Consider the following 18,474-nt stretch of genomic DNA (forward strand, 5'->3'; position numbering starts at 1 on the left):
GTTACACCTTGTCGGCGCCCTCGGTGCCTTTAGCGCCGGCATCGGCAGCAACTTTACCGTCGTCTTTCTTGCCGGCGCCAGCAGAGCCTGCTGCACCTTTGCCGGCACCGCCTTTGTCCGGGTCAGCTGGGCCAGCGCCACCCTTTTTTAGCGAAGCACTGGGCACTGCAATCTTGCGCTCCTCCAGCTGCTTGGCCAGATCCGCGTTGAAGCCCGCACGATCACCGGCCGCGTGACGGCCCCACGATTTCCTGAATGTCATGGAAATCGTTTTTTCCTTTCCTGCTTTACTTTTTGGCATGGGTAAAACCCTCAGTTTATGTAGCGGTGTGTGTGAGAAATGGCGGGCAGCGCCCGCCTATTTCACGGTTTATGCACGATTACCAGGGGATCTCGGTACCCAGCACCAGGCCTTCCGGATGACGGAAACCGACATCGTGTTCCTTGACGACGCGGATCAACGACTGGTTGCGACTGAAAGCACTGACCATGTTGCCGCCGGCGTCCTTATATGCCGCCTCGTTTGAGAATGCGATCGACATGGTGTCGCTTTCACCGATTACGACATCCGCCCAGTCGGCGAAGTAGATTTCGGTTTCGTCGTTGTTCGCCGCTTCCGATGTATCCAGATTCACGGGGATGGTTGTAGAGTGCTTGATGGGCCAGCCCTTCAGCATGTTTTGCGCCATTTCCGGGTAAACCTTGTTCCCATTGCCATCACGCAGACCAAACAGCTTCATGAACGTGCGAGGCGCCAGCGCCCAGCCAGGTGACACCAACAGGCTGTCGCTTTCCATCAGCTCAAGAATCAAGCTGTCCAGGTAGGCATCGATTGTTGCCAGGTCAACCGTACCGCTCCAGGCCACGACCCGACCTTCGTCGAGACACACTTTTGCAAAACCCGTTGGGGTATCACTTGCGCCTGTGTCACGCAGGAAGGCCTTGTCTTCGCGAACCGCCATGCTGGCCAGTGCGTCATTCAGGAAGATCTGCTCAACCTGGAAGCCGGCGCGACCGATAAGCTGGTTCGAAATAGGAACCAGAGTGATCATGGTCTTGGCTGTCAGCGCGACATCGTCTGTGGTGCCCCCGCTGGCCAGCACGTCACTACCCTCACCAACGTAGCTGGACGTTGCGCCAGAGGCCATGCGAGGCAAGCTCAGGTTGCCGTTGGGCAACGGCATTGTGCGCGCTCCCAGGTTGCGCACCACCGTACGGGGACGCAGCAGTTCGATAACCTCATCGTGCAGGTTCTGAGGAATCAATGATCCGCCGCTGTTGGCAGAAGTTTCCACCGCCATTGCAACGGACTCATCACCGATCTCAGCGCGAGCGAACTTAACAGCCTGGGACAGATCACCCTTGCCTGCAGCGATCGACATCGCAACTCGCGCGAAGCCGGCGCCAGGATATTGCTGCAGCTCTTTCTTAACGTGAACGGCAGCAGAAGTATTGCCCAGAGTGGACACCGGTACCGCAGCGGCAGCAGCTGTGCGCTCGGCAGTTTCTTTCCGAGTGAGGCTGGCTGTCAGTGCATCGAACTCGGTAGACAGCTTGTCAAACTCAGCAAGCTGCTCTTCATTCAGACTGCCTTGATCGTTCTCGGTAGTAGCAAGCGCCTGAATCTGGGCGTTAACCTCTGATCGCTTGCGGCGAAGTTCTTCGATAGTCATAGCGTATCTCCTTTCGGGTGGCATAAAAAAAGCGCCCGAAGGCGCTGTAAAGGTCGCTCCGCCGCGTGGCTAGAAACGACAATTCAGGTCAACCGCCTTGGCGCGGGCTTGCACTCGCCGGCCATTGGGCTGAGTTGATTGGGTGTACTTCTGGGCAATCGCGTTGACTGCCTGCTGACCAGGCGCGATCTCGTCAATAAGCTTCAAGGCCAGGGCTTCTTCGGCACTGAAGCAACGGGCCTGGGTATCGATCACGGCCTCTGCAGACAAACCCCTATAGGAGGCAACGGATTCAACAAACATGTTGTAGGAGTAATCCAGGCGAGTGTTGATTTGCTCTACGGCTTGATCAGTGATCGGCTCGTGCGGAGAGAAGTCGTTCTTGTGGTCGCCGCGGTAGAAGGTGTTGTACTTGATGCCGATCTCTTCTTCCCACTTACTTACTTCGTAGGTTTCGATGATCACTCCGACTGATCCGACACCGCCGGTTGGGCTACAAACAATCCGGCTGCAGGCGCTGGCCAGATAGTACCCGGCGCTGTAGGCGGCGAAATTCACAACCGCAGTAATCGGTTTGATCTGACTCCATGCACGGATGTTATCTGCGAGCTCTTTGCAGCCGATGGCCTGGCCGCCGCCGGTGTGGAAGTCCAGCACGATCTCCTCGACCAGGTCGTGCTTTACTGCAGCATGAATGACTGTAGCCAGGCGCTCGTACGAAATCAGCTCCTGGCACGCGGCATCGATCTGCCCGCGGCGAGCAACCAGAATCCCGTGCACCGGGATGATCGCAACTCGACCATGGATCTCAACGTCCTTGATCGCACGCTCCTCATCACGAGACAGCTCCATCAGCTCGGTTATCATGTCGCCGGATGCGGATTTACCCAGCAGTCTCGGCTCCAGCGCAGCGCGCACCGAACGCACAAGATCAGGCGTTGCATACAATGGCGTGTTGAACACCATCATGGCGATGTGGGGGTAGTTTATTGCAGGCATAGGATTCCCTCGATCTCTTTGATTTGCTGGGGAGTAGCGTTCAGGGTTGCGCCCACATCACCGGTAGCGGTCATGTTCAGGGGCGTCAGATATCGATCTCCGCCGGCAACCGGCGGCATATTTTCCAGACGGCGAATATCATTCACCGACAACCATCCCCACTGCCTGGCAATGGCATAGGCTTCGTAGCGCGACTTCAGGTCCCCGCGCAGCAGCCCACTGACATTGAATTCAATGTAGTGCTGCTTGCGCTCACCTGGTAACAGCAGGTCGCGCATCATCGCTCCCTCGATGCGCTTGATCCATGGCAGCAGCGTGTAGATCACGAACTGCAGACCGAGGTGTTCGATGTTATTAAACGTCGCTTTCTCCAGCTCCTGGATCATGTGAGGTGGGATCTTGTACAGCCGGCATATCTCCACCACACCGAGTTTGCGCGACTCGATCAGCTGCGCCTTCTCGTTGTCCATCGAGAGCTGCTTGTACTGCATGCCTTCCTGCAGCAAAGCCACCGAGAACAGGTTGCGCAGTCCTGCGTGACGCTCAGCAAACTTTGCCAGCAGGTTATCGACCTTGGCCTGCTCGCTAATTGGCGCTGCTTCTCTGGGGCGCTCGATGACACCAGACATTGTGGCACCGCGGCTAAATACGGCGGCCGCGTGTTGCTCAGTCGCCAGCGACAGGCCGATGGTATCCGGATTGGTGTAGATCGGTGACAGGCCTACATAACCGTCAATCGAAAATGCCCGCACATGGTGGACCTGGCGCATCGACAATATCTCGTTGCCCATCTCAGGGAACTGATAGTAAGGGAGCGCATCAGGGCCCTTGAGGACCACTACCTTCTTCGGATGTATCGGGATCAACTCTGTCGGATAACCGGCCCCATCGCGCTCTATCAGCGCTATGTGGTTTCCCTCCAGTCCGAGGGCGCCCTGAGCCTGCTCGTAATACTCGAACGCCGTGTCCTTGCGGTTGGGCTGCGAGTGAATCATGTCGTAACAAGGATGGTCGGTGGCGCGCTCCCGCCCGCCTTTGTCGTCGCGCACATACAATTCGCACGGCAGCTGAGCTACCGACTCTGCCAGCAGGGTTACACAACCGCGCAGAGCTGCCAGCCCCATGGCTGTTTCAGTATTGACCATTGTGCCGGCAGAGCTCTGCCGACTACCCCAGGCTGATATGGCCGTTGTCCAGTCCGCGCCTTTGACCTGCTGTCCGGTCGCTGCGCTCTGAAACATCCGTGGAAAGAACATCAGTGCTTACCGCCTGCGTCAGTCGGTGGTTGCTGGGACGCCACGGCGCGCGACACCAGCCACGACCAAGCCAGGCAAAGGAATCCTCCAACAATCAACCCAAGGCCCGGGTAGATCATCCAGAAACCGGTGGCCATAAGTACAGCGCCTGCCAGGCCGATTAGAAAAGATATTGCATTCAGCATGTCACATCCGAGGTGTCGTAAATGGATTCTTGAGGCTCTTCAACGTCAACGGTTATCGCGCGCCCCATCGCCATCAACAGCGACAAGATGCCGTCTATCTTGTTTTCCGGTTTCTCTTTCACCGGGTAGATGTTGTCTTTCTTGTCAGCCCTGGAAACTACGTTCGAGGCCATCCAGGTCAACACCGGATCGCATGAGTGGATGAACCTTTTCCCCGTGATTGCTGCCTCAAACTCGCGCATCGCAGGACTCATGTTCTGCACCGTGTTCCGGTACTCGACCACTGTCGCCCCATCCTTCATCAGCTGATGCGCCAGCTGCGTCGCGCGCCACGGGTCGTACGCCACCTCTTTGATGGCGAACTGCGAAGCCAGGTCTTTCACATCCTCGCGAATCTCGTCGAAGTCGATCTCCTCACCGTCGGTGATGATGAGGTGTCCGCTGTTTATCCAGGTCTCGTAAGCGGCCTTATTGGTGCTGGCCCGCTCGATCGCTCCCTCTGGAAGGTAGTTGCGCACGAAGCCCGTCCAGCGAATCTTCTGTTTTTTGCGTACCAGTATCTCTTCTCGGAAGAGAAGCCCGACGCTGGCAATATCAGTCTTGCTCGCAAGGTCGATGCCGAGCCAACACTCCATGCCCAGAAACTGATCCAACGTGATACGAGGTTTGCCGCACGCCTGCCAGTCGGCAATGTTCAGCCAGGCGGTGCGCGCGCTCACCCAGATATCCAGGTGTTTGGTCAGGAAACTGTTCTGGCGGCTTGGGTACCGGATAGCATCGCGCTGCTGGCGGATCAGGTAGTCTTTGGCTACCGATACCCCGAAGTTCGGGTTGGCTTTCTTCAGCGCCTCGAGCGACTTCCAGTCGTCGCCAACATCAATCGTGTAGATGATCCCGAACAGCTCATCATTCGGCAGGGTGTTATCCAACATCTGCTGGACCTGCCGACGCTTGTCATAACAGGGCCCGGCAATGTTGGAACCGGCCGTCGTGATGATGAAGTTCAGCGGCTGGTCGCGGGCGCCCATCCCAGACACCATGGTGTCGTAAAGGTTCGGGGTCTTGTGCTCGTGAAATTCATCAATCACCGAGCAGCTGGGACTTGACCCGTCTCCAGGGTCACCGATCAATGGCTCCAGTCTGGATCCGTCTACCGGGACAGAGACGTTCTTCGCCATCACCTCGATGCCGGCAGCATTGATTAGCGCTGGCGATTTCGTGAGCATCAAACGGGCCGGGCGGAAAACCTCCCAGGCCTGTTTCTCAGTGGTTGCACCGCAGTACACCTCAGCACCATATTCACCATCAGCACAAAGCATGTAGATCGCGATGCCGGCAGCCAATGCGGACTTACCATTCTTCCGGCAGACCTCGATATACACTTCCAGGAAGCGGCGCATCCCGGTCTTCTTTTTGAGCCAGCCGAAAATGCAGCAGATTATGAACAGCTGCCAGGGCTCAAGTTTGATCAGCTCACGCTTTCGTGCCCAGGCACCTTTGACGTGTGGCAGTAGTTGAATAAACCTGCAGGCCTTCTCCGCCGCCTCTCGGTCGAAGCGGTACCGGAAGTTTCGGTTTCGTTCAGACTTCAGATCATCAATGTGCCGCTGGCAGGCCTGCCGAACCTCTTTGCACGCTATGACACGGCCAGCCACCACGTCGCGCGCGTACTTGTTCGCTGCATTGACGTTCGGGAAACTGGCCATTTAATCTCATCGCTGTTTGCCCACCAGATCCCGGAAAGGGTTCGCCGCATCTTTCGCACCAGGTACCGCGAGTCGGCTTCGTGTAGCAGGATCAAGTCCGAGCGCCGCGCCGTATGTGCTCATTTGCTTGGTTGCCTCGTTTGCCGCTGTGCACGCTGGATTCTTTATATCGTTGTTCATGCCGGGCACCGTCACGCCATTCTTGGCAATGTTCTTCTCGGCCTCGCGCCAGCGACTGTAGGCGCAACAAAATACCTCGAGGTTATGCAAATCGCTGGCAGCGAGAATCTTGGCGCTGACCAGCCAGGGCGCCAGCTTTTTCCATGCTTCCTTCGCAAGTTCCGGCATCCACGTCGGTGGGGGCGGAACTTGAGAAAGCGTGTCAGCCAATGGCTCGTCCTGATTGATCTTCCGCTTGCCTGCATTGCCCTGAATCACCTTGAGCTGGGTGGGCTTCGGCTTGCGGCCACTGCGTGAGGTGCCTGGCATTTTGCCTCCCGGGCTGAATTTCATTTTTCGCGGCTGTAAAAATTAAATGGGGGCTGCGGTGTCCGTTTGTCAAAGGCTGTAGGGATTCACCCCCCCTACCCCCGGGCGGCGCTGGCCGCTGCCGCCGTCTTGGCTTTGTGGCATGTGCTGCAGATCGATTCCAGATTGCTGTCCGCATCCGTGCCACCACTGGCGAGCTCGATGATGTGATCAACCTGGCTCGCGGGGCTGACCCGTCCCGTGCGCCGGCACGGCTGGCACAAGCCTTTGTCGCGCTGCAGGATCCGATCACGCTTGCGCCGCCAAGGCCTGCCGCCCCGCCCCTTGCCAGCGCTGCCGGTGGACCAGGGCTTGTGTAGGTGTTCGTGCTTATCGCAATAACCATGAGGCTTGATCGTCAGGCCGCCACACATCGGCGACCGGCACGGGCGCGGCGGCTTACTCGGCATCAGGCATCTGATCCGTCGAGAAACATTCCGCTACCATGCTCCTCCTGCTCATCCATCTCTCCAGCAACCACGATGTCCAGCAGCTGGTGATTGATGTGCAGCAGCTGATCAACCTGAGCAGTGAGTCGCTCCGTCTGCCTGGCACTTCGCTCGATCGCCTTTACCATGCGGTCGAACTGTCGATTCGAAATGTTGACCACTATCGCTCCACCACACACGCAGTGTTTATGTATGCCTGCAGGCCCTCCACCTGGGCGGTGACGGTCGCTATTCGATCTCTGAGGGTGAAATAATTCCGTTCAGCGGCCCGAGTAAGTCCGGGGCCGGCTGCATCATCCATGCCGGTGGTGGCGGTGGCGCTTCGCACTTCACCGCGACCGGGATCTGGACAGGTGGCCTGGACGCGCAGCTGGCGTTGATTGTCAGCAACAGCACTGCGCAGCCTATCGCTCTCAGCGCGGGCATCGGTAAGCTCCTGGGTATATTGGTGGTCAATGACTGACAACGCGGCCTGTGCCTTGCGCTGGCGCTCCAGGGCATCACTTGCAGCCGCAGAGGCCACTGACACAATGTCGGTGATCTGGGCAGCGTGATCAGCCTTTATGCTTTCCACTCGGCCGCCAAGGCGCCAGCCGTTGACAGTCGCGCCCACTATGAAGCCGAGCGCCAGCACCAGTGCATACTTGATAAGCGCCGGGTGCATCACGGACCGAATAGCGGCGGGGATAAGCACAGCTTCATCTCTTGGGCTCTGCGCCGCTCGAGGCCTCTCAGCTTCTGACCGTCGGCGAACACCCATCGCGACAGCTCCTTACAGGCTCCTTCGTAATCGCCGGCATTGAGCTTCTTGAGCAGCGTCGAGTCTCTGTATGCGCCCTCGCCCACGTTGTAGACAAACGATGTCAGGGCTGCCAGCTGATTGTCATTGAGTGGCACCTTTGCATACTTCAGGACAATTGTCTGGCGCTCTCTCACATCATTGATCAGCAGGTTCTCGCAGCCAGCCAGGTCACGCTGGGTACCCAATGAAGCAGTCTCTGTGTGACCAAAGCAGGCCGTGGGAATGCCTACCGGGTCTGAATAATCTATCTGACGATAACCCTCAAACAGCGCCAGCACAGCAATGGAAATGCCGACGGCTGCTGTTCTAACTTTCATTGCCACTGTCCCGGATCGACATGCGCTGGCGATGGAAGATTGTCTCTCGGCGATCGCGGCGATAGGCAACGACTACCTGAACAATAAAGCCTGCCAGGCCTATGACGATCCCGCAGATAACACCGATATCTGCCCAGGCCATGGCATTGTTGGCAATTTCTGGATTTTCAGTAGTGATCCGCAAGGTCTTGCCGGCGACGCCTGAACCAACGGCAGTAACGCCACCGCCCGCAGTCATCTTTGTGCTGACGCTGATAATCGTCTGTTCGGTAGTGGATCGCATAAACACGTGTTATCGGCTCCTTAACCGGCCAAAAAGAAAGCCGCTGGATTGTTGGATCGCAGCGGCTCGAAGTTTCCCTGGTAGCGGAAATAAAAAACCCGCTCAAAGGCGGGCGAAAGTTCTTACTGTTTCAGGCTGATGCATAGCCCCTGGACTTCAGCATCGATACATGACCGGCTGCAATTGATACCCTGCTGGTCGTTACTTTACGCACCGAAGCGCAAACAACCGCCTTGAACGAGTGCGCGCTGGCAACAACGCGATCGACTGCATGCTCTACAGTGACCTGCACCACTTCCATAGCGGTGACGAAAAATGATTCAATTTGAGCAATGCACGTATGAGCCATCGACAACATCAGTGTCGAGAGCGCTCGCCACAATCCTACTGTTCTGGGGGTTCGCATTTTTGTTCTCCTGGGGAGTTAAGAAAGTGCTACGTCAGAAACGCAAAAACCCAGCTTTTGAGGGCTGGGCTTCTGGCTTAGTTACCAATCGGTAGTATGGGGAAATATACCCTGTTTTTGGGGGGGTCACAACATCTAGGTAAATAATTCTATTTTTCGCACAGCCACGTCATCAAGCTCGGCGACGACCCGGCGCAGATCACTATACCTCCGTGCCCAGCGATCCGACCAACCCTTGTGATCCTTCAGGCCGATTCGGCGCGCCCATTCCCTGCCGGACATGTCGATAAACAGATGCGGATTGCACACATCCTCAATGACAACTTCGCAGCAGGCGCTCAACGTTCCTCGAGCATCGCTGACCTCTGCGCTTCTGGCCCGACCATCCGGCATCTCAGCTACCAGTTGCGACACCATAACTAGGCGCGTCCAGTGGAAAAGCTTTCTCCCAGCAGCCAGGTCAAGCTGATACTTCCTGAACACCAGGAGCGCCATCATGTCCATACAATGCCTGTAGTCCAGGTGGCGGGCGCACTCCAGCCTGGGCGGCTCGCCAAAGCGCAAGGCTGCCAGCACATCACCACCGCAAAGCCGGATGCTGGATCTGGGGCCGCCTACGCCAGTGAGATCGCAGGACCTGAGATTCATCAAGGCAGTACGGGACTCCAGCTTGCTGGGCCGATCGTACGTATAGGCGTCAGTCGTTTTATTTTGAGGCATGTCTGCTCCTGGCCGATAAGGCTACCCAACCGAAGAACGCGGCCGATCGGGTCTCAACGTTACTGCTGCCCTTCCATCCAGTCTGCTTTGCAAACTGGTCTTTGTTCTTTGCCCAGTTATAGCCAGTCGGCGCATGCACCTCGTAAGCTATCCCCATGAAGTCCAGTTCACGCATAAGCTCTGCCTGGGCCTGCTGACAGCGGCCGACACTGAGGGCAACCTTAGCGTGAGCTGCCTTCTTCCCGAGAGCGTTGCGCGAGTAAACAAAATTCTGCGCCAAGACGTTCTCGATGCTGAAGATCAAATTGTTAGTCGACTCCAGCGCTGCTATCCATTGCCGGATCTGCGGCAGACTGAGCTCAGCGAGCTCCGTGAGCTCACCATCTCGGTAGACCGCCACGCCATGAGCCGTGCTATCGGGATCGATACCTACAATGATCATCAGGAAGGCACTCCCTTTTCGACGTGGCGCGTCCAGTCATAGCCCGCCAGAGTGAATAGATCGATGCCAAGCTTGAGCTGCAAATCAATGAGATGATCCAGCTGGGCGCCATGCTCTGCCTCCCATGACCTGACGCCTTTGCCGCCATCGATGCCCTGGGGGCCGACATGCAGGTCCATGATGATTGGTATCACCAGCCAGTCAGAGGGTCGTTGGCTCATCCCGCGGGTGATACCTATGTCAGCCAGGCTGCCCCCATGGCAGTGGTGCAACGTCACCGGCCTCTTCCCAGTGACCACACAAGCCATCTCAGCCACTAATGCATGATATTTTTCTATAGCTTTCTTTTCATCCTTTGGGATCCGCTTCCACTGTTTGGTACTACGCGCCATATTCAGCTCCGACCGGGCCTTGATAGATTTCTGGCAAGTAACCACGAATAGTGAGCCGGCGCAGGGCTGATACCAGCATCATGTTTTCAGCTACTTTGTTCCCCTGAAATGGCTTTCCCCGGTGGTAATGACAGTTGCGCGGGAATCCAGTCACCCGTTCCACTTTTCTAGGATGAACCCACAACAAACCCCAGCCGGCTGGAAGGTCCTCGGGCATGATGACGTTTGGCGGACACATGTAGAACCGCCAATCGCCCATGCCGGTCTCCGGTGCTGACCGGAACTTCTTCTTCCTGTCAGCGAGAAAGTCAGCCCGACTCGCTTTAGCCTCAATTAGAAAAGACAACCCGTCACGCCAGCCGATCGCGTCAGGCTGTTCGCCGGTGTGAGTGTGGGCTCGAAACGGGTCTCGGATAACGACTTTACAGTTCATTGACTGCAGGAATCTCTCAGCGCGCTGTACTATTTCATCGTGAGTCATGCCGCCCCCATCTGCTCGGGTGGTGGTAATTCCTGCATCTGCTGCAGGGCAGACATGACTCCGATGCCGGTCAGAGGAAAGCTGGCCAAAACGTTACCCAGACGCATATCGAATGGTGTGTTGTACTCGCGTATTTGGCAGCGGAAGTCACCGAAGCGGCAACGATTACAGATGTCAGAATCAGATTGGAATATCCCGATAGGTCGGATGAACTGGCACCGCTCACAGGTTTTGTGTCCACGTCTCATGCACAGGCCCTCGAGCGATAGTCAACTACCGGATCGATCGCCGGAGTGGCCAGTTGCAGATTAAGCCGCTCTCGCGCGATCTGGTACAGCCATTCGGTTTGCGCCGGGCTCAGGCGCCAGTGGCTGGGCTGGCGCGACAGTTTCATCACAAATTTCATCTGATTGGTGGTCAGCAGGCCTGGGTGATCCAGTGCCTGGCAGATTATGACTCGGTCTTTTGTGCGTGACATGCTCAACCCTCCGCCCATGATCGATCACCCAGGCGATCCATGATATTGCGCGAGTCACGGCGCACCGAGACGGCAGAACCGGCCTGCGGCGAAATATCCTGTTGTTCAGTGATCACCCAGGAATTGTCAAACTCAAGAGATGGGCCAAAAAAGCGCTGACCCTGCATCACAAAGGCCGTGCCTAAGATCCCCTTCATTCGGCAGTAGTGGAAATATCGGTTAACGCCTGCAGAGATTTTCTCGGGCTTGATGCCATCGCGCAGTCGAGCGCGGTATGCCTGGAAAGCTTGGCGTTTTGAATTGCTGCCCTCGCGCTGTGGATAACTCTTCCAGATCACTTCGAATTGCAGTGGGTAATCAACAACGTTTTTCTTTGCTGACGACTCATCCGATTCGTCGGATGGGTCATGATTGTTTTTACTGATCTGTTCCTGATCTGTTCCTGATCTGTTCTTAGCCTCTACCCGATTCGGTAACTGTTTAGTTCCTGATTCGGTAACTGTTTCGTCACTGATTCGGGAACCGTTACTGATCTGGTTACTGTTACCGATTCGGTCACTGTTTTCATTGCTGTTATCAGTTCCTAAATCGGGCACTGCTTTGGCGGCAGAATCAGTTACTGATTCGGGGACCTCTTTCGACTCTGAAACAGTTACTAAATCAGGAACCGTTATTCTGTAAACGCAGGATCTGGATCGGCCTCGCTGAACCTTCTCCAACCAGCCCAGTTTTTGCAGTTGCGTGGTTGTAGTGCTGACCTTGTTCACTGGATATCCGCATCGCGCCGCAATTTTCTCGCGGCCTGGCCAGATAGTGTCGGTGTTCTTCTGGCGAAAGCTCAGCAACCCCAGCAACACACGCGTTTGCATCAGTGTGAGGCGCTGATCCTGCAGGACTTCAAGCGGTGTGATGATAAAAGTGTTCATACAACACCGCCTTGAGCATCCTGCCTGCGCGCCAGCTCACTGCGGATGAGATCCATGGTCTGAGGAGCGCCAGCACGCAGCGCACTGAGTAACCGCAAGTAGCCCGGCAGCAGCGTGACGACAATGCTGAAGCCTGGCGGGCGCTCAATTGCCCTGGTGCGGAACAGGTATCCGTAGCTGCGCTCCGCTGTGATGAACTCCACCAGGCAGCGCTGCTCTGCGCGCGTCATCAAACAACCTCTGGCAGCGTCAACCAGATCCTGGACAGCCCCATCATAGATGCTGTGATCAAAAGAAAGTGGCAACATCTCACGACCCACCATGCGCACCTCCAGCTGCTGGCGCAGTAAACTGACCAGCACAAAAGTCACATAGGTCGGTGCCGGGGTTTTTAAGCTGGTGAGCGCTGGGGATCAGTCCACCGCAAGTTTCACAGCAGTCCGGTGGCCGGCGGCTTAGGTTTGTTTCCAGCGCCCGCTCAAGCGGGTCGAGTTGATCTTCTTTTTGCATTGCGGCTCCTGCTACCTGTACCGGGCATGTTTTTGTAATCGGGGCCGGGTTACCTTCGTCCCGGCGGTGGTCATTGCCGCGTGCCCATTCGTCGAGGCCGGCTACCACGGGTGGCAGATAATCCACTTCTGCTGTGCCAGGCGCCTGTCGCGAAGACAGCCAGGTCGCTATTGCGGGGCTACCAGGATGGATCGTCGTGACGTCACCATCCTGGATTCCGGCGATAATGCTGCCGGGCGCCCCTCTCGGGTTGTATATGGCTGCAATGGCGGGAATCAAACCCGCTCCGATCAACTCCTCATTGATCTACACATTTCCTGCGCTAGCGTGGGATGGACTGGCGCAGTGTGTGTCGCCGGGGGTCACCCAGCCGCTCTACCGGTGAGCTTCATCACATACTGCTGACCGCCCTGCACAAGCAGAAATGGGGAGAATTCCCCGCAGGACGATCAGCGCTATGCGCTTTCACTTCTACCGATCACTTACCTTTCACGAGCCTCAGACTGATTTTGTAGCGCGAGGCGATGTTTGAGAGATTGGCCATGGAGATGCCTACCCTGTTTGCAATATCTACACTCGGCACCTTTCCTGCGAGCTGCTTAATAAGAACCACCCTTTGCTCCATGTCTGCGCCTACCACCCTTTTCTTCTGACGCGCACCGGTGTTCAGGTTTTCTTGTTTTCTCGGACTGACACTGCGTGCGGCCTGCTGGGCATCCCTGAACGGATCCGGCCTCAGAACTGTATAGCCATGGCGCCTGAGCAGATCACTGGCTTGATCCAGCTTGTCCTCTGATGCTTGTGGTTCACTCATGCGCTAGCTCCCGCTCACTATAAATTCTTGGCTTCTTCGACCAGGTTTACTCCCAATCCTTGAGGGCTTCGGCCTTTGCCCTATCCCGTGCTAATTTGGCGGTCACCACAAACAACAAACCAACACGGAGATTCTTCATGAACGAACCATATGAAAACGATGTAAGCTCAGTCCCCTTGGCTAAAGTCGAGGTTTTGAACAGCCACCTCCACGGCGTGATCGTACTTCGCGCCTCGTTAATTTCTTCACCAAGGCGCGGAGAGATCCCAGAAAAGCTTTCAGTGACAGCCTTTCACATGGATTCTTCTCAATGTCTGGAAATGGTTCGACTCCTTCTTGAGGCAGTTCAATCGATTGAATCTGAACAGAGCCCACCAACTCAAGGTCTCTCCCATTAAAAGAAACAGCAATCAGCGATCGAGTTAAATCAGCATCCGCCGGATGGATGGCCTTGATCAGCTCGTCATCCAGCCGCCGGCGCAGCGAAGCGATACATTCAGCGATGGTGGACACCCCATCACCAATGAGGCGGTCTCGGGCTTCAATTTGCATGTTTTCCATCTGATCTACCCCGCTATGAAAAATACCAGTTCAGATAAACTGACTGATCTGGATGGCTGTATCGGGTTTTAATAATCTGAGAAATGGGCTCACCGCTCTCCCGATGAGATGCCTCAATCTCCCGCACCCACCGGCTTCTGATGGCCCTGCGAGCAATCTCATTGCCAAGGTGTGCACCAATCATTCCGGCGAAGCAGACAACTACAGCCCAAATGAATAAAATCAGCGCTACAAAAACAATATCTGGCGCTGTCGCCAGGCAACGAACGAGGCCTCCATGTACGACTTCGTAGTAGCAAATCCCGAAGCCGCTAGTTACATCGCTCTCATAAGTGCGTCTGTCAGCGCCTTGGTCAGCATGATTTTCACTGCCCTGATCAATCACAAATTCGCTTTGTGGCGCCAGCGAAGAGAGGAATTCAACGAAATTGCCGATCGTATCGATGCTCGGATCCAAGTTAGCCCAACCATGGCGTGGCTGACCTTCGCCCAGAGCGATATAAGAAACTTCGACAGGCGTGCCGGGTTCATACGGCGGTGGCGCTTCCATCGCATACACGGCCTGTTCAACGAAGAGCAGCAGAAAGGGAAGAAAGACCCAAGAAGCGGCGAACACACCCTTGAGGGATGCGATCTGGCAAAGATGCGCCAGCTGGCACTTGCACTGAGAAAGCAGGTGCGTCGCAAATAACGCGATGTTGTGATATTTCCAATTCATGCTCGTCTTAACCTACCCCGCTATTACTGTATGGATGCACATATAGGTTTACTGACTGATTGGGCGACGCTCTCATGAGAAGATTCTGCTATGGACCCAGCAACAGGCTTTTCTTCCACGAGAATAAGGCGACCACCAGACTCAATAACGAATATCTGCCTTCGCCGGAGGATCATTTTGCTTATAGCTCCCTGAGTTAAGCCGACGGCTGCCGCCATTTCGGATTGACTTAGTTTCTTGTCCTGCATGTATTTATCAATCGGTGTGCGAGTCATTTGAGAATTCCCATCGAAGATTTTTTCATAATAGTACCGCCGGTATTTGTTTGTCAATACCGGCGGTCTTAGGATTTTATGACCGCTCGTAATATCATGTGCATATGGATAGCAAAGGGAAAAAAGTCGAACCAACCGAATTAGAGAGGCAGGAAGCTGCCTCTCTGAAGAAACTGTACGACTCGAAAAAAAGAACCCTGAAATTGACCCAAGAAGCGATAGCGGACACTTTGCAAATTACGCAGGGCGGCGTAAGTCACTATCTAAATGGAAGGAATCCACTAAATCTCAAAGTCGCTTCAGTTATTGCGCGACTCCTGCAGGTAGATATCTCGGAATTCAGCGAACGGCTTGCCGATGAGCAAAAACAGATGCAGGCGTTTTTAAGATTCGCAGACACAGTCGAATATATAAAGCCTTCAGAGCGAAACGTATTAGAAATCTCCGAACCCACAATAGCCTTTATACCCCTAATATCGTGGGTTCAAGCTGGGCAGTGGTGCGAATCACCGGATCCATACCAGCCAGGTGATGCAGAAGACTGGATGCCTGCGCCTCCCAACGCAGGACCGCGCACCTTTGCTCTGGGCGTAGTGAATGACAGTATGACCAGCCCGTACCCCGGGCAACGCTCCTACCCTCACGGATGTATTATTTACATTGACCCAGATCGGCAAGCAACCAATGGCGCCCGAGTAGTAGCCAGAGTTGGTGGCGAATACACGTTCAAGGCTTATGTGGAAGACGCTGGTCGCAAGTACCTAAAGCCAATCAATCCCACATACGACAAGATTGAAATTACCGAAGATGTGCATATTTGCGGGGTGGTGATTGGCAGCTATATGCCGGAGTAAGACATAGCCATTTGGGTATGTAAGGTTGTAACGCAATTTGCTGCAGGATTGTTGCGATGCTGCCATGACCCTAAAAAACAATAAAGGACACCCAATGAACGCCGTCTCAATGCTTGGACTTACCGTTTTCTTTGTCGCAGTCATGTTGCCAACAGAGGGCGACGCCCACCCGGGCCGCACGAATGCCTCTGGGTGCCACAACGTCACGGCTACCGGCAGCTACCACTGCCACAATACCCCAGCCCCGACGCCCACGCCGACTCCTACTCCGTCTCCCGGGTCCGGTGCGCCCGGCTCTTTTGTGCCTGCGTACAATCGGGATGAATATATGACATCCTGGCGGGACTCCGACGGCGACTGCATGGACACAAGGCATGAGGTCCTATTAAGCGCCTCGCGCATCCCTGCAACGCTCGATGCCGGCGGGTGCAACGTACTCTCCGGGGAGTGGTATGACCCGTTTACTGGTCAGGTGTTCACGGACCCCGGCGAATTGGACATTGACCACATGGTTCCGCTTGAAGAGGCCCATGGCAGCGGGGCTCACGCCTGGGGATCGGATAGGAAACGTGCTTATGCCAATGACCTGCTCAATGCCAAGTCGCTGATTGCTGTCTCGGCGAGTGCCAACCGATCCAAGGGATCACGCGGCCCCGCCGAGTGGTTGCCGCCTAACACGGCCCATCATTGCGAATATGTGCGTAACTGGACAGAGGTGAAGCACCGCCATGGGTTAGATGTCGATGATGCAGAGAAAGCCGCTGTAGAAAGCGTGCTAGGAGCCGATATTGCACTGGCAGTCAGAGCCGAATCATCTGGATGGGATGAAATCCAGCGTGCACCCTCACCCGCCGTGTTTGGGCTGGGCATCAGAAAGCAGGATCAATGTAGCTACACCCGCCAGGCGCTGCCCTCAGACCAAATTGAAGTAACTGTATCCATCCTGCCCGATCCGAACCACATCGAGCGGAAGTTTGATATCTTCCTGGTGGCAGATCTGCCAGCGGGTCTTTTTTCGTTGGATATGTGGGGCAATTTCATTCCGTTCAATGGTGACATAGCCACCCTGGTACCGCATCGAGAAAATATCTACCTAGCTCAAAGCCACGAAATATCCGTGTTCACTGGAGCGCTCAATGATGAACTGGTGATGAACCTGTTCATTGGATACGGTACGGATAGTGGCGATTTCGTGTACACCAGTGCACCCCTGCCCCTGGCCATTAAAGAGTAGGCAAGCAGACACTAAGCGATAGGGTAAACAAGTGATCGGCTACATAGCGGTTTGGGCGGATGCCGGGCCCCCCCCACTTTTAAGGGCCCTGCATAGGGTGAAATGAGTATGGATCCCCCCCACTGAGGTCTCCTTCGCCGCCCTTAACATGTGGATTTCACTCTCTCCCAACGAATAGTGTGTGGCCAAACGGCGGGAAAAACTGAACATCCTGAATTAACGCGGCTGACAATGGACGCCTACGATACAGTTTATAGCCAACAAGCTTAATTTGTTATTTTATGTTCACTTATTGATATCTATGTTCATATATGGCCTAATTTGTTCATATTTTACGAGCGCCATTATTATGAACCATTTGCCATTATTTTTGAAAATCATCGAGAGTGGGATATTAGCGAACCCTGCTAAGGTTGCTTCATACACTAGAACCTTGGCGGCAAAATTGGCCGACGACGGGGAGACTAAAGCAGCTGAGAAAATACTTCGAGCAGTCGAAAGCGCTAATTTGCCAAAAACCCGGACAACCGGACAAGTGTTGAGCCCACAATCTATGCCTGTGGACCGAGATAGCCGCTTTTCACTAGCAGATGAATCGAATCCAGAGATGTCTGAGCTAAACATTTACCTGGAGCCACTGATACAAAAATCTGTATTGGAATTTATTTCTTTTGTTGAGAACGCATACCTGCTCACCCAGGCAGGCGTGGGCGTAAGCCCATCTATGCTGATATATGGGCCGCCGGGTTGCGGTAAGTCTTACTTAGCGAAATATGTTGCAGCAAGATTGGAATTACCACTTTTAACTGCACGCTGTGATTCCCTCATATCCTCCCTACTGGGGTCTACCGCGAAGAACATAAGGAGCTTATTTGAGCATGCATCGAATAGACCATGCGTCCTATTTCTGGATGAATTTGATGCTCTCGCAAAAGCGAGAGATGATCAGCATGAGGTCGGCGAGTTGAAACGAGTAGTTGTAAGTCTTTTGCAAAATATTGATAGCCTACCTTCGGGCACTATATTGCTTGCAGCCACTAACCATGAAGACTTGCTAGATCCTGCCGTATGGAGGCGGTTCGCCTACAAGATGAATATTCAACTACCCTCCAACGAGTCCCGTGAAAAATTAATAAAACAGTCTTTAGGCCACTTCTGTTCATCTAACGTTAAAGCGATCACAACTGCTACCGATGGAATGAGCGGGGCTCTGATCAAGCAAGCCTGCGAAGCATCTGTTAGAGCTGCCCTCATCGCGGGGAAGGAGGCGGTAGACGATAACAAATTGCTCTCAAAAATTGCTGAAATTCAATACCACGATTTAATCCATGCGAAGATTCCGGACGAAGAGAAAATAAAGAAATTAAAAGAAGTTAACAATCGTTTGTTTACCACTCGCGTGTTAAATGAGCTGCTGGGCGTGTCAACAGGGAAAATATCTAAAATCCTTAACAGCTAGGACAAT

The 18,474-nt window shown here is 54.7% G+C and carries 25 protein-coding genes, 1 tRNA gene and 1 pseudogene; 4 read left to right on the forward strand and 23 right to left on the reverse strand.

What is annotated here, in order from left to right; genetic code table 11:
• Position 1: 1 nt before the first annotated feature.
• From PHACT_RS12585 to PHACT_RS16275, 23 genes are all read right to left on the reverse strand, one after another.
• Positions 2-262 (reverse strand): hypothetical protein, encoded by a 261-nt coding sequence (locus PHACT_RS12585; protein WP_083264624.1) that lies wholly within the window; start codon positions 260-262, stop codon positions 2-4.
• A gap of 118 nt (positions 263-380) precedes the next feature.
• On the reverse strand, positions 381-1,673 hold the full coding sequence (locus PHACT_RS12590; RefSeq protein ID WP_070118582.1) for a phage major capsid protein: 1,293 nt from the start codon (positions 1,671-1,673) through the stop codon (positions 381-383).
• Positions 1,674-1,742: 69 nt separating this feature from the next.
• Positions 1,743-2,672 carry a S49 family peptidase gene (locus PHACT_RS12595; RefSeq protein WP_070118584.1) on the reverse strand — a complete coding sequence of 310 codons (930 nt, stop codon included), beginning with the start codon at positions 2,670-2,672 and terminating at the stop codon, positions 1,743-1,745.
• Positions 2,660-3,928, reverse strand: a complete 1,269-nt coding sequence (locus PHACT_RS12600; RefSeq protein ID WP_070118586.1) for a phage portal protein — start codon at positions 3,926-3,928, stop codon at positions 2,660-2,662. Before PHACT_RS12600 ends, PHACT_RS12595 begins: the two co-directional genes overlap by 13 nt.
• Before the next feature lie 178 nt (positions 3,929-4,106).
• A complete protein-coding gene (locus PHACT_RS12610) occupies positions 4,107-5,819 on the reverse strand; it encodes a terminase large subunit (protein WP_070118590.1) in 1,713 nt (570 codons plus the stop codon).
• A 6-nt stretch (positions 5,820-5,825) separates the two neighbouring features.
• Positions 5,826-6,308 carry a phage terminase small subunit P27 family gene (locus PHACT_RS12615; RefSeq protein WP_070118916.1) on the reverse strand — a complete coding sequence of 161 codons (483 nt, stop codon included), beginning with the start codon at positions 6,306-6,308 and terminating at the stop codon, positions 5,826-5,828.
• Between the two features lie 95 nt (positions 6,309-6,403).
• A complete protein-coding gene (locus tag PHACT_RS16100) occupies positions 6,404-6,757 on the reverse strand; it encodes an HNH endonuclease (protein WP_083264625.1) in 354 nt (117 codons plus the stop codon).
• Positions 6,757-6,957 carry a hypothetical protein gene (locus PHACT_RS12625; protein WP_070118594.1) on the reverse strand — a complete coding sequence of 67 codons (201 nt, stop codon included), beginning with the start codon at positions 6,955-6,957 and terminating at the stop codon, positions 6,757-6,759. Before PHACT_RS12625 ends, PHACT_RS16100 begins: the two co-directional genes overlap by 1 nt.
• Complete coding sequence (locus tag PHACT_RS16705; protein WP_317622285.1) at positions 6,957-7,490, reverse strand: lysis protein; 534 nt, start codon at positions 7,488-7,490, stop codon at positions 6,957-6,959. Before PHACT_RS16705 ends, PHACT_RS12625 begins: the two co-directional genes overlap by 1 nt.
• Complete coding sequence (locus tag PHACT_RS12635; RefSeq protein WP_070118598.1) at positions 7,460-7,915, reverse strand: lysozyme; 456 nt, start codon at positions 7,913-7,915, stop codon at positions 7,460-7,462. The genes PHACT_RS16705 and PHACT_RS12635 overlap by 31 nt, the downstream gene beginning before the upstream one ends.
• Entirely contained in the window at positions 7,905-8,204 is a 300-nt protein-coding gene (locus PHACT_RS12640) for a hypothetical protein (RefSeq protein WP_139141577.1), read from the reverse strand. The genes PHACT_RS12635 and PHACT_RS12640 overlap by 11 nt, the downstream gene beginning before the upstream one ends.
• 124 nt (positions 8,205-8,328) lie before the next feature.
• Complete coding sequence (locus PHACT_RS12645; RefSeq protein WP_070118601.1) at positions 8,329-8,604, reverse strand: hypothetical protein; 276 nt, start codon at positions 8,602-8,604, stop codon at positions 8,329-8,331.
• Between the two features lie 135 nt (positions 8,605-8,739).
• Complete coding sequence (locus PHACT_RS12650; RefSeq protein WP_070118603.1) at positions 8,740-9,324, reverse strand: hypothetical protein; 585 nt, start codon at positions 9,322-9,324, stop codon at positions 8,740-8,742.
• A complete protein-coding gene (locus tag PHACT_RS12655) occupies positions 9,311-9,766 on the reverse strand; it encodes a hypothetical protein (protein WP_070118605.1) in 456 nt (151 codons plus the stop codon). The genes PHACT_RS12650 and PHACT_RS12655 overlap by 14 nt, the downstream gene beginning before the upstream one ends.
• Positions 9,766-10,158: a DUF968 domain-containing protein gene (locus PHACT_RS12660; protein WP_070118607.1), complete on the reverse strand. Its 393-nt coding sequence runs from the start codon at positions 10,156-10,158 to the stop codon at positions 9,766-9,768. Before PHACT_RS12660 ends, PHACT_RS12655 begins: the two co-directional genes overlap by 1 nt.
• Complete coding sequence (locus PHACT_RS12665; protein WP_070118609.1) at positions 10,148-10,639, reverse strand: hypothetical protein; 492 nt, start codon at positions 10,637-10,639, stop codon at positions 10,148-10,150. The genes PHACT_RS12660 and PHACT_RS12665 overlap by 11 nt, the downstream gene beginning before the upstream one ends.
• A 244-nt stretch (positions 10,640-10,883) precedes the next feature.
• Complete coding sequence (locus PHACT_RS12670) at positions 10,884-11,117, reverse strand: hypothetical protein (protein ID WP_070118611.1); 234 nt, start codon at positions 11,115-11,117, stop codon at positions 10,884-10,886.
• 2 nt (positions 11,118-11,119) lie between these two features.
• Positions 11,120-12,043: a helix-turn-helix domain-containing protein gene (locus PHACT_RS12675; RefSeq protein ID WP_070118613.1), complete on the reverse strand. Its 924-nt coding sequence runs from the start codon at positions 12,041-12,043 to the stop codon at positions 11,120-11,122.
• Complete coding sequence (locus tag PHACT_RS12680; RefSeq protein WP_070118618.1) at positions 12,040-12,414, reverse strand: hypothetical protein; 375 nt, start codon at positions 12,412-12,414, stop codon at positions 12,040-12,042. Before PHACT_RS12680 ends, PHACT_RS12675 begins: the two co-directional genes overlap by 4 nt.
• A gap of 396 nt (positions 12,415-12,810) precedes the next feature.
• Positions 12,811-12,949 (reverse strand) — tRNA-OTHER (locus tag PHACT_RS16375).
• Between the two features lie 82 nt (positions 12,950-13,031).
• Positions 13,032-13,367, reverse strand: coding sequence for a hypothetical protein (locus PHACT_RS12685; RefSeq protein ID WP_070118622.1), 336 nt, complete (start codon positions 13,365-13,367; stop codon positions 13,032-13,034).
• 180 nt (positions 13,368-13,547) lie between these two features.
• Positions 13,548-13,928 (reverse strand): hypothetical protein, encoded by a 381-nt coding sequence (locus tag PHACT_RS16270; RefSeq protein ID WP_139141578.1) that lies wholly within the window; start codon positions 13,926-13,928, stop codon positions 13,548-13,550.
• A 13-nt stretch (positions 13,929-13,941) separates the two neighbouring features.
• A complete protein-coding gene (locus PHACT_RS16275) occupies positions 13,942-14,646 on the reverse strand; it encodes a hypothetical protein (protein ID WP_139141579.1) in 705 nt (234 codons plus the stop codon).
• A gap of 379 nt (positions 14,647-15,025) precedes the next feature.
• On the opposite strand from PHACT_RS16275, the gene PHACT_RS12705 reads away from it, so the two are divergent.
• From PHACT_RS12705 to PHACT_RS12715, 4 genes and pseudogenes are all read left to right on the forward strand, one after another.
• Complete coding sequence (locus tag PHACT_RS12705) at positions 15,026-15,775, forward strand: LexA family protein (protein ID WP_070118631.1); 750 nt, start codon at positions 15,026-15,028, stop codon at positions 15,773-15,775.
• Between the two features lie 142 nt (positions 15,776-15,917).
• Positions 15,918-15,998: pseudogene (locus PHACT_RS16805) on the forward strand (YHYH domain-containing protein); the annotation flags it as partial.
• Between the two features lie 138 nt (positions 15,999-16,136).
• Complete coding sequence (locus PHACT_RS12710) at positions 16,137-17,009, forward strand: HNH endonuclease family protein (RefSeq protein WP_245730795.1); 873 nt, start codon at positions 16,137-16,139, stop codon at positions 17,007-17,009.
• 349 nt (positions 17,010-17,358) lie between these two features.
• Positions 17,359-18,468 carry an AAA family ATPase gene (locus PHACT_RS12715; RefSeq protein ID WP_070118917.1) on the forward strand — a complete coding sequence of 370 codons (1,110 nt, stop codon included), beginning with the start codon at positions 17,359-17,361 and terminating at the stop codon, positions 18,466-18,468.
• Positions 18,469-18,474: the final 6 nt, after the last annotated feature.

Origin of the sequence: Pseudohongiella acticola, assembly GCF_001758195.1 — a bacterium.
GTDB classification, from domain to species: domain Bacteria; phylum Pseudomonadota; class Gammaproteobacteria; order Pseudomonadales; family Pseudohongiellaceae; genus Pseudohongiella; species Pseudohongiella acticola.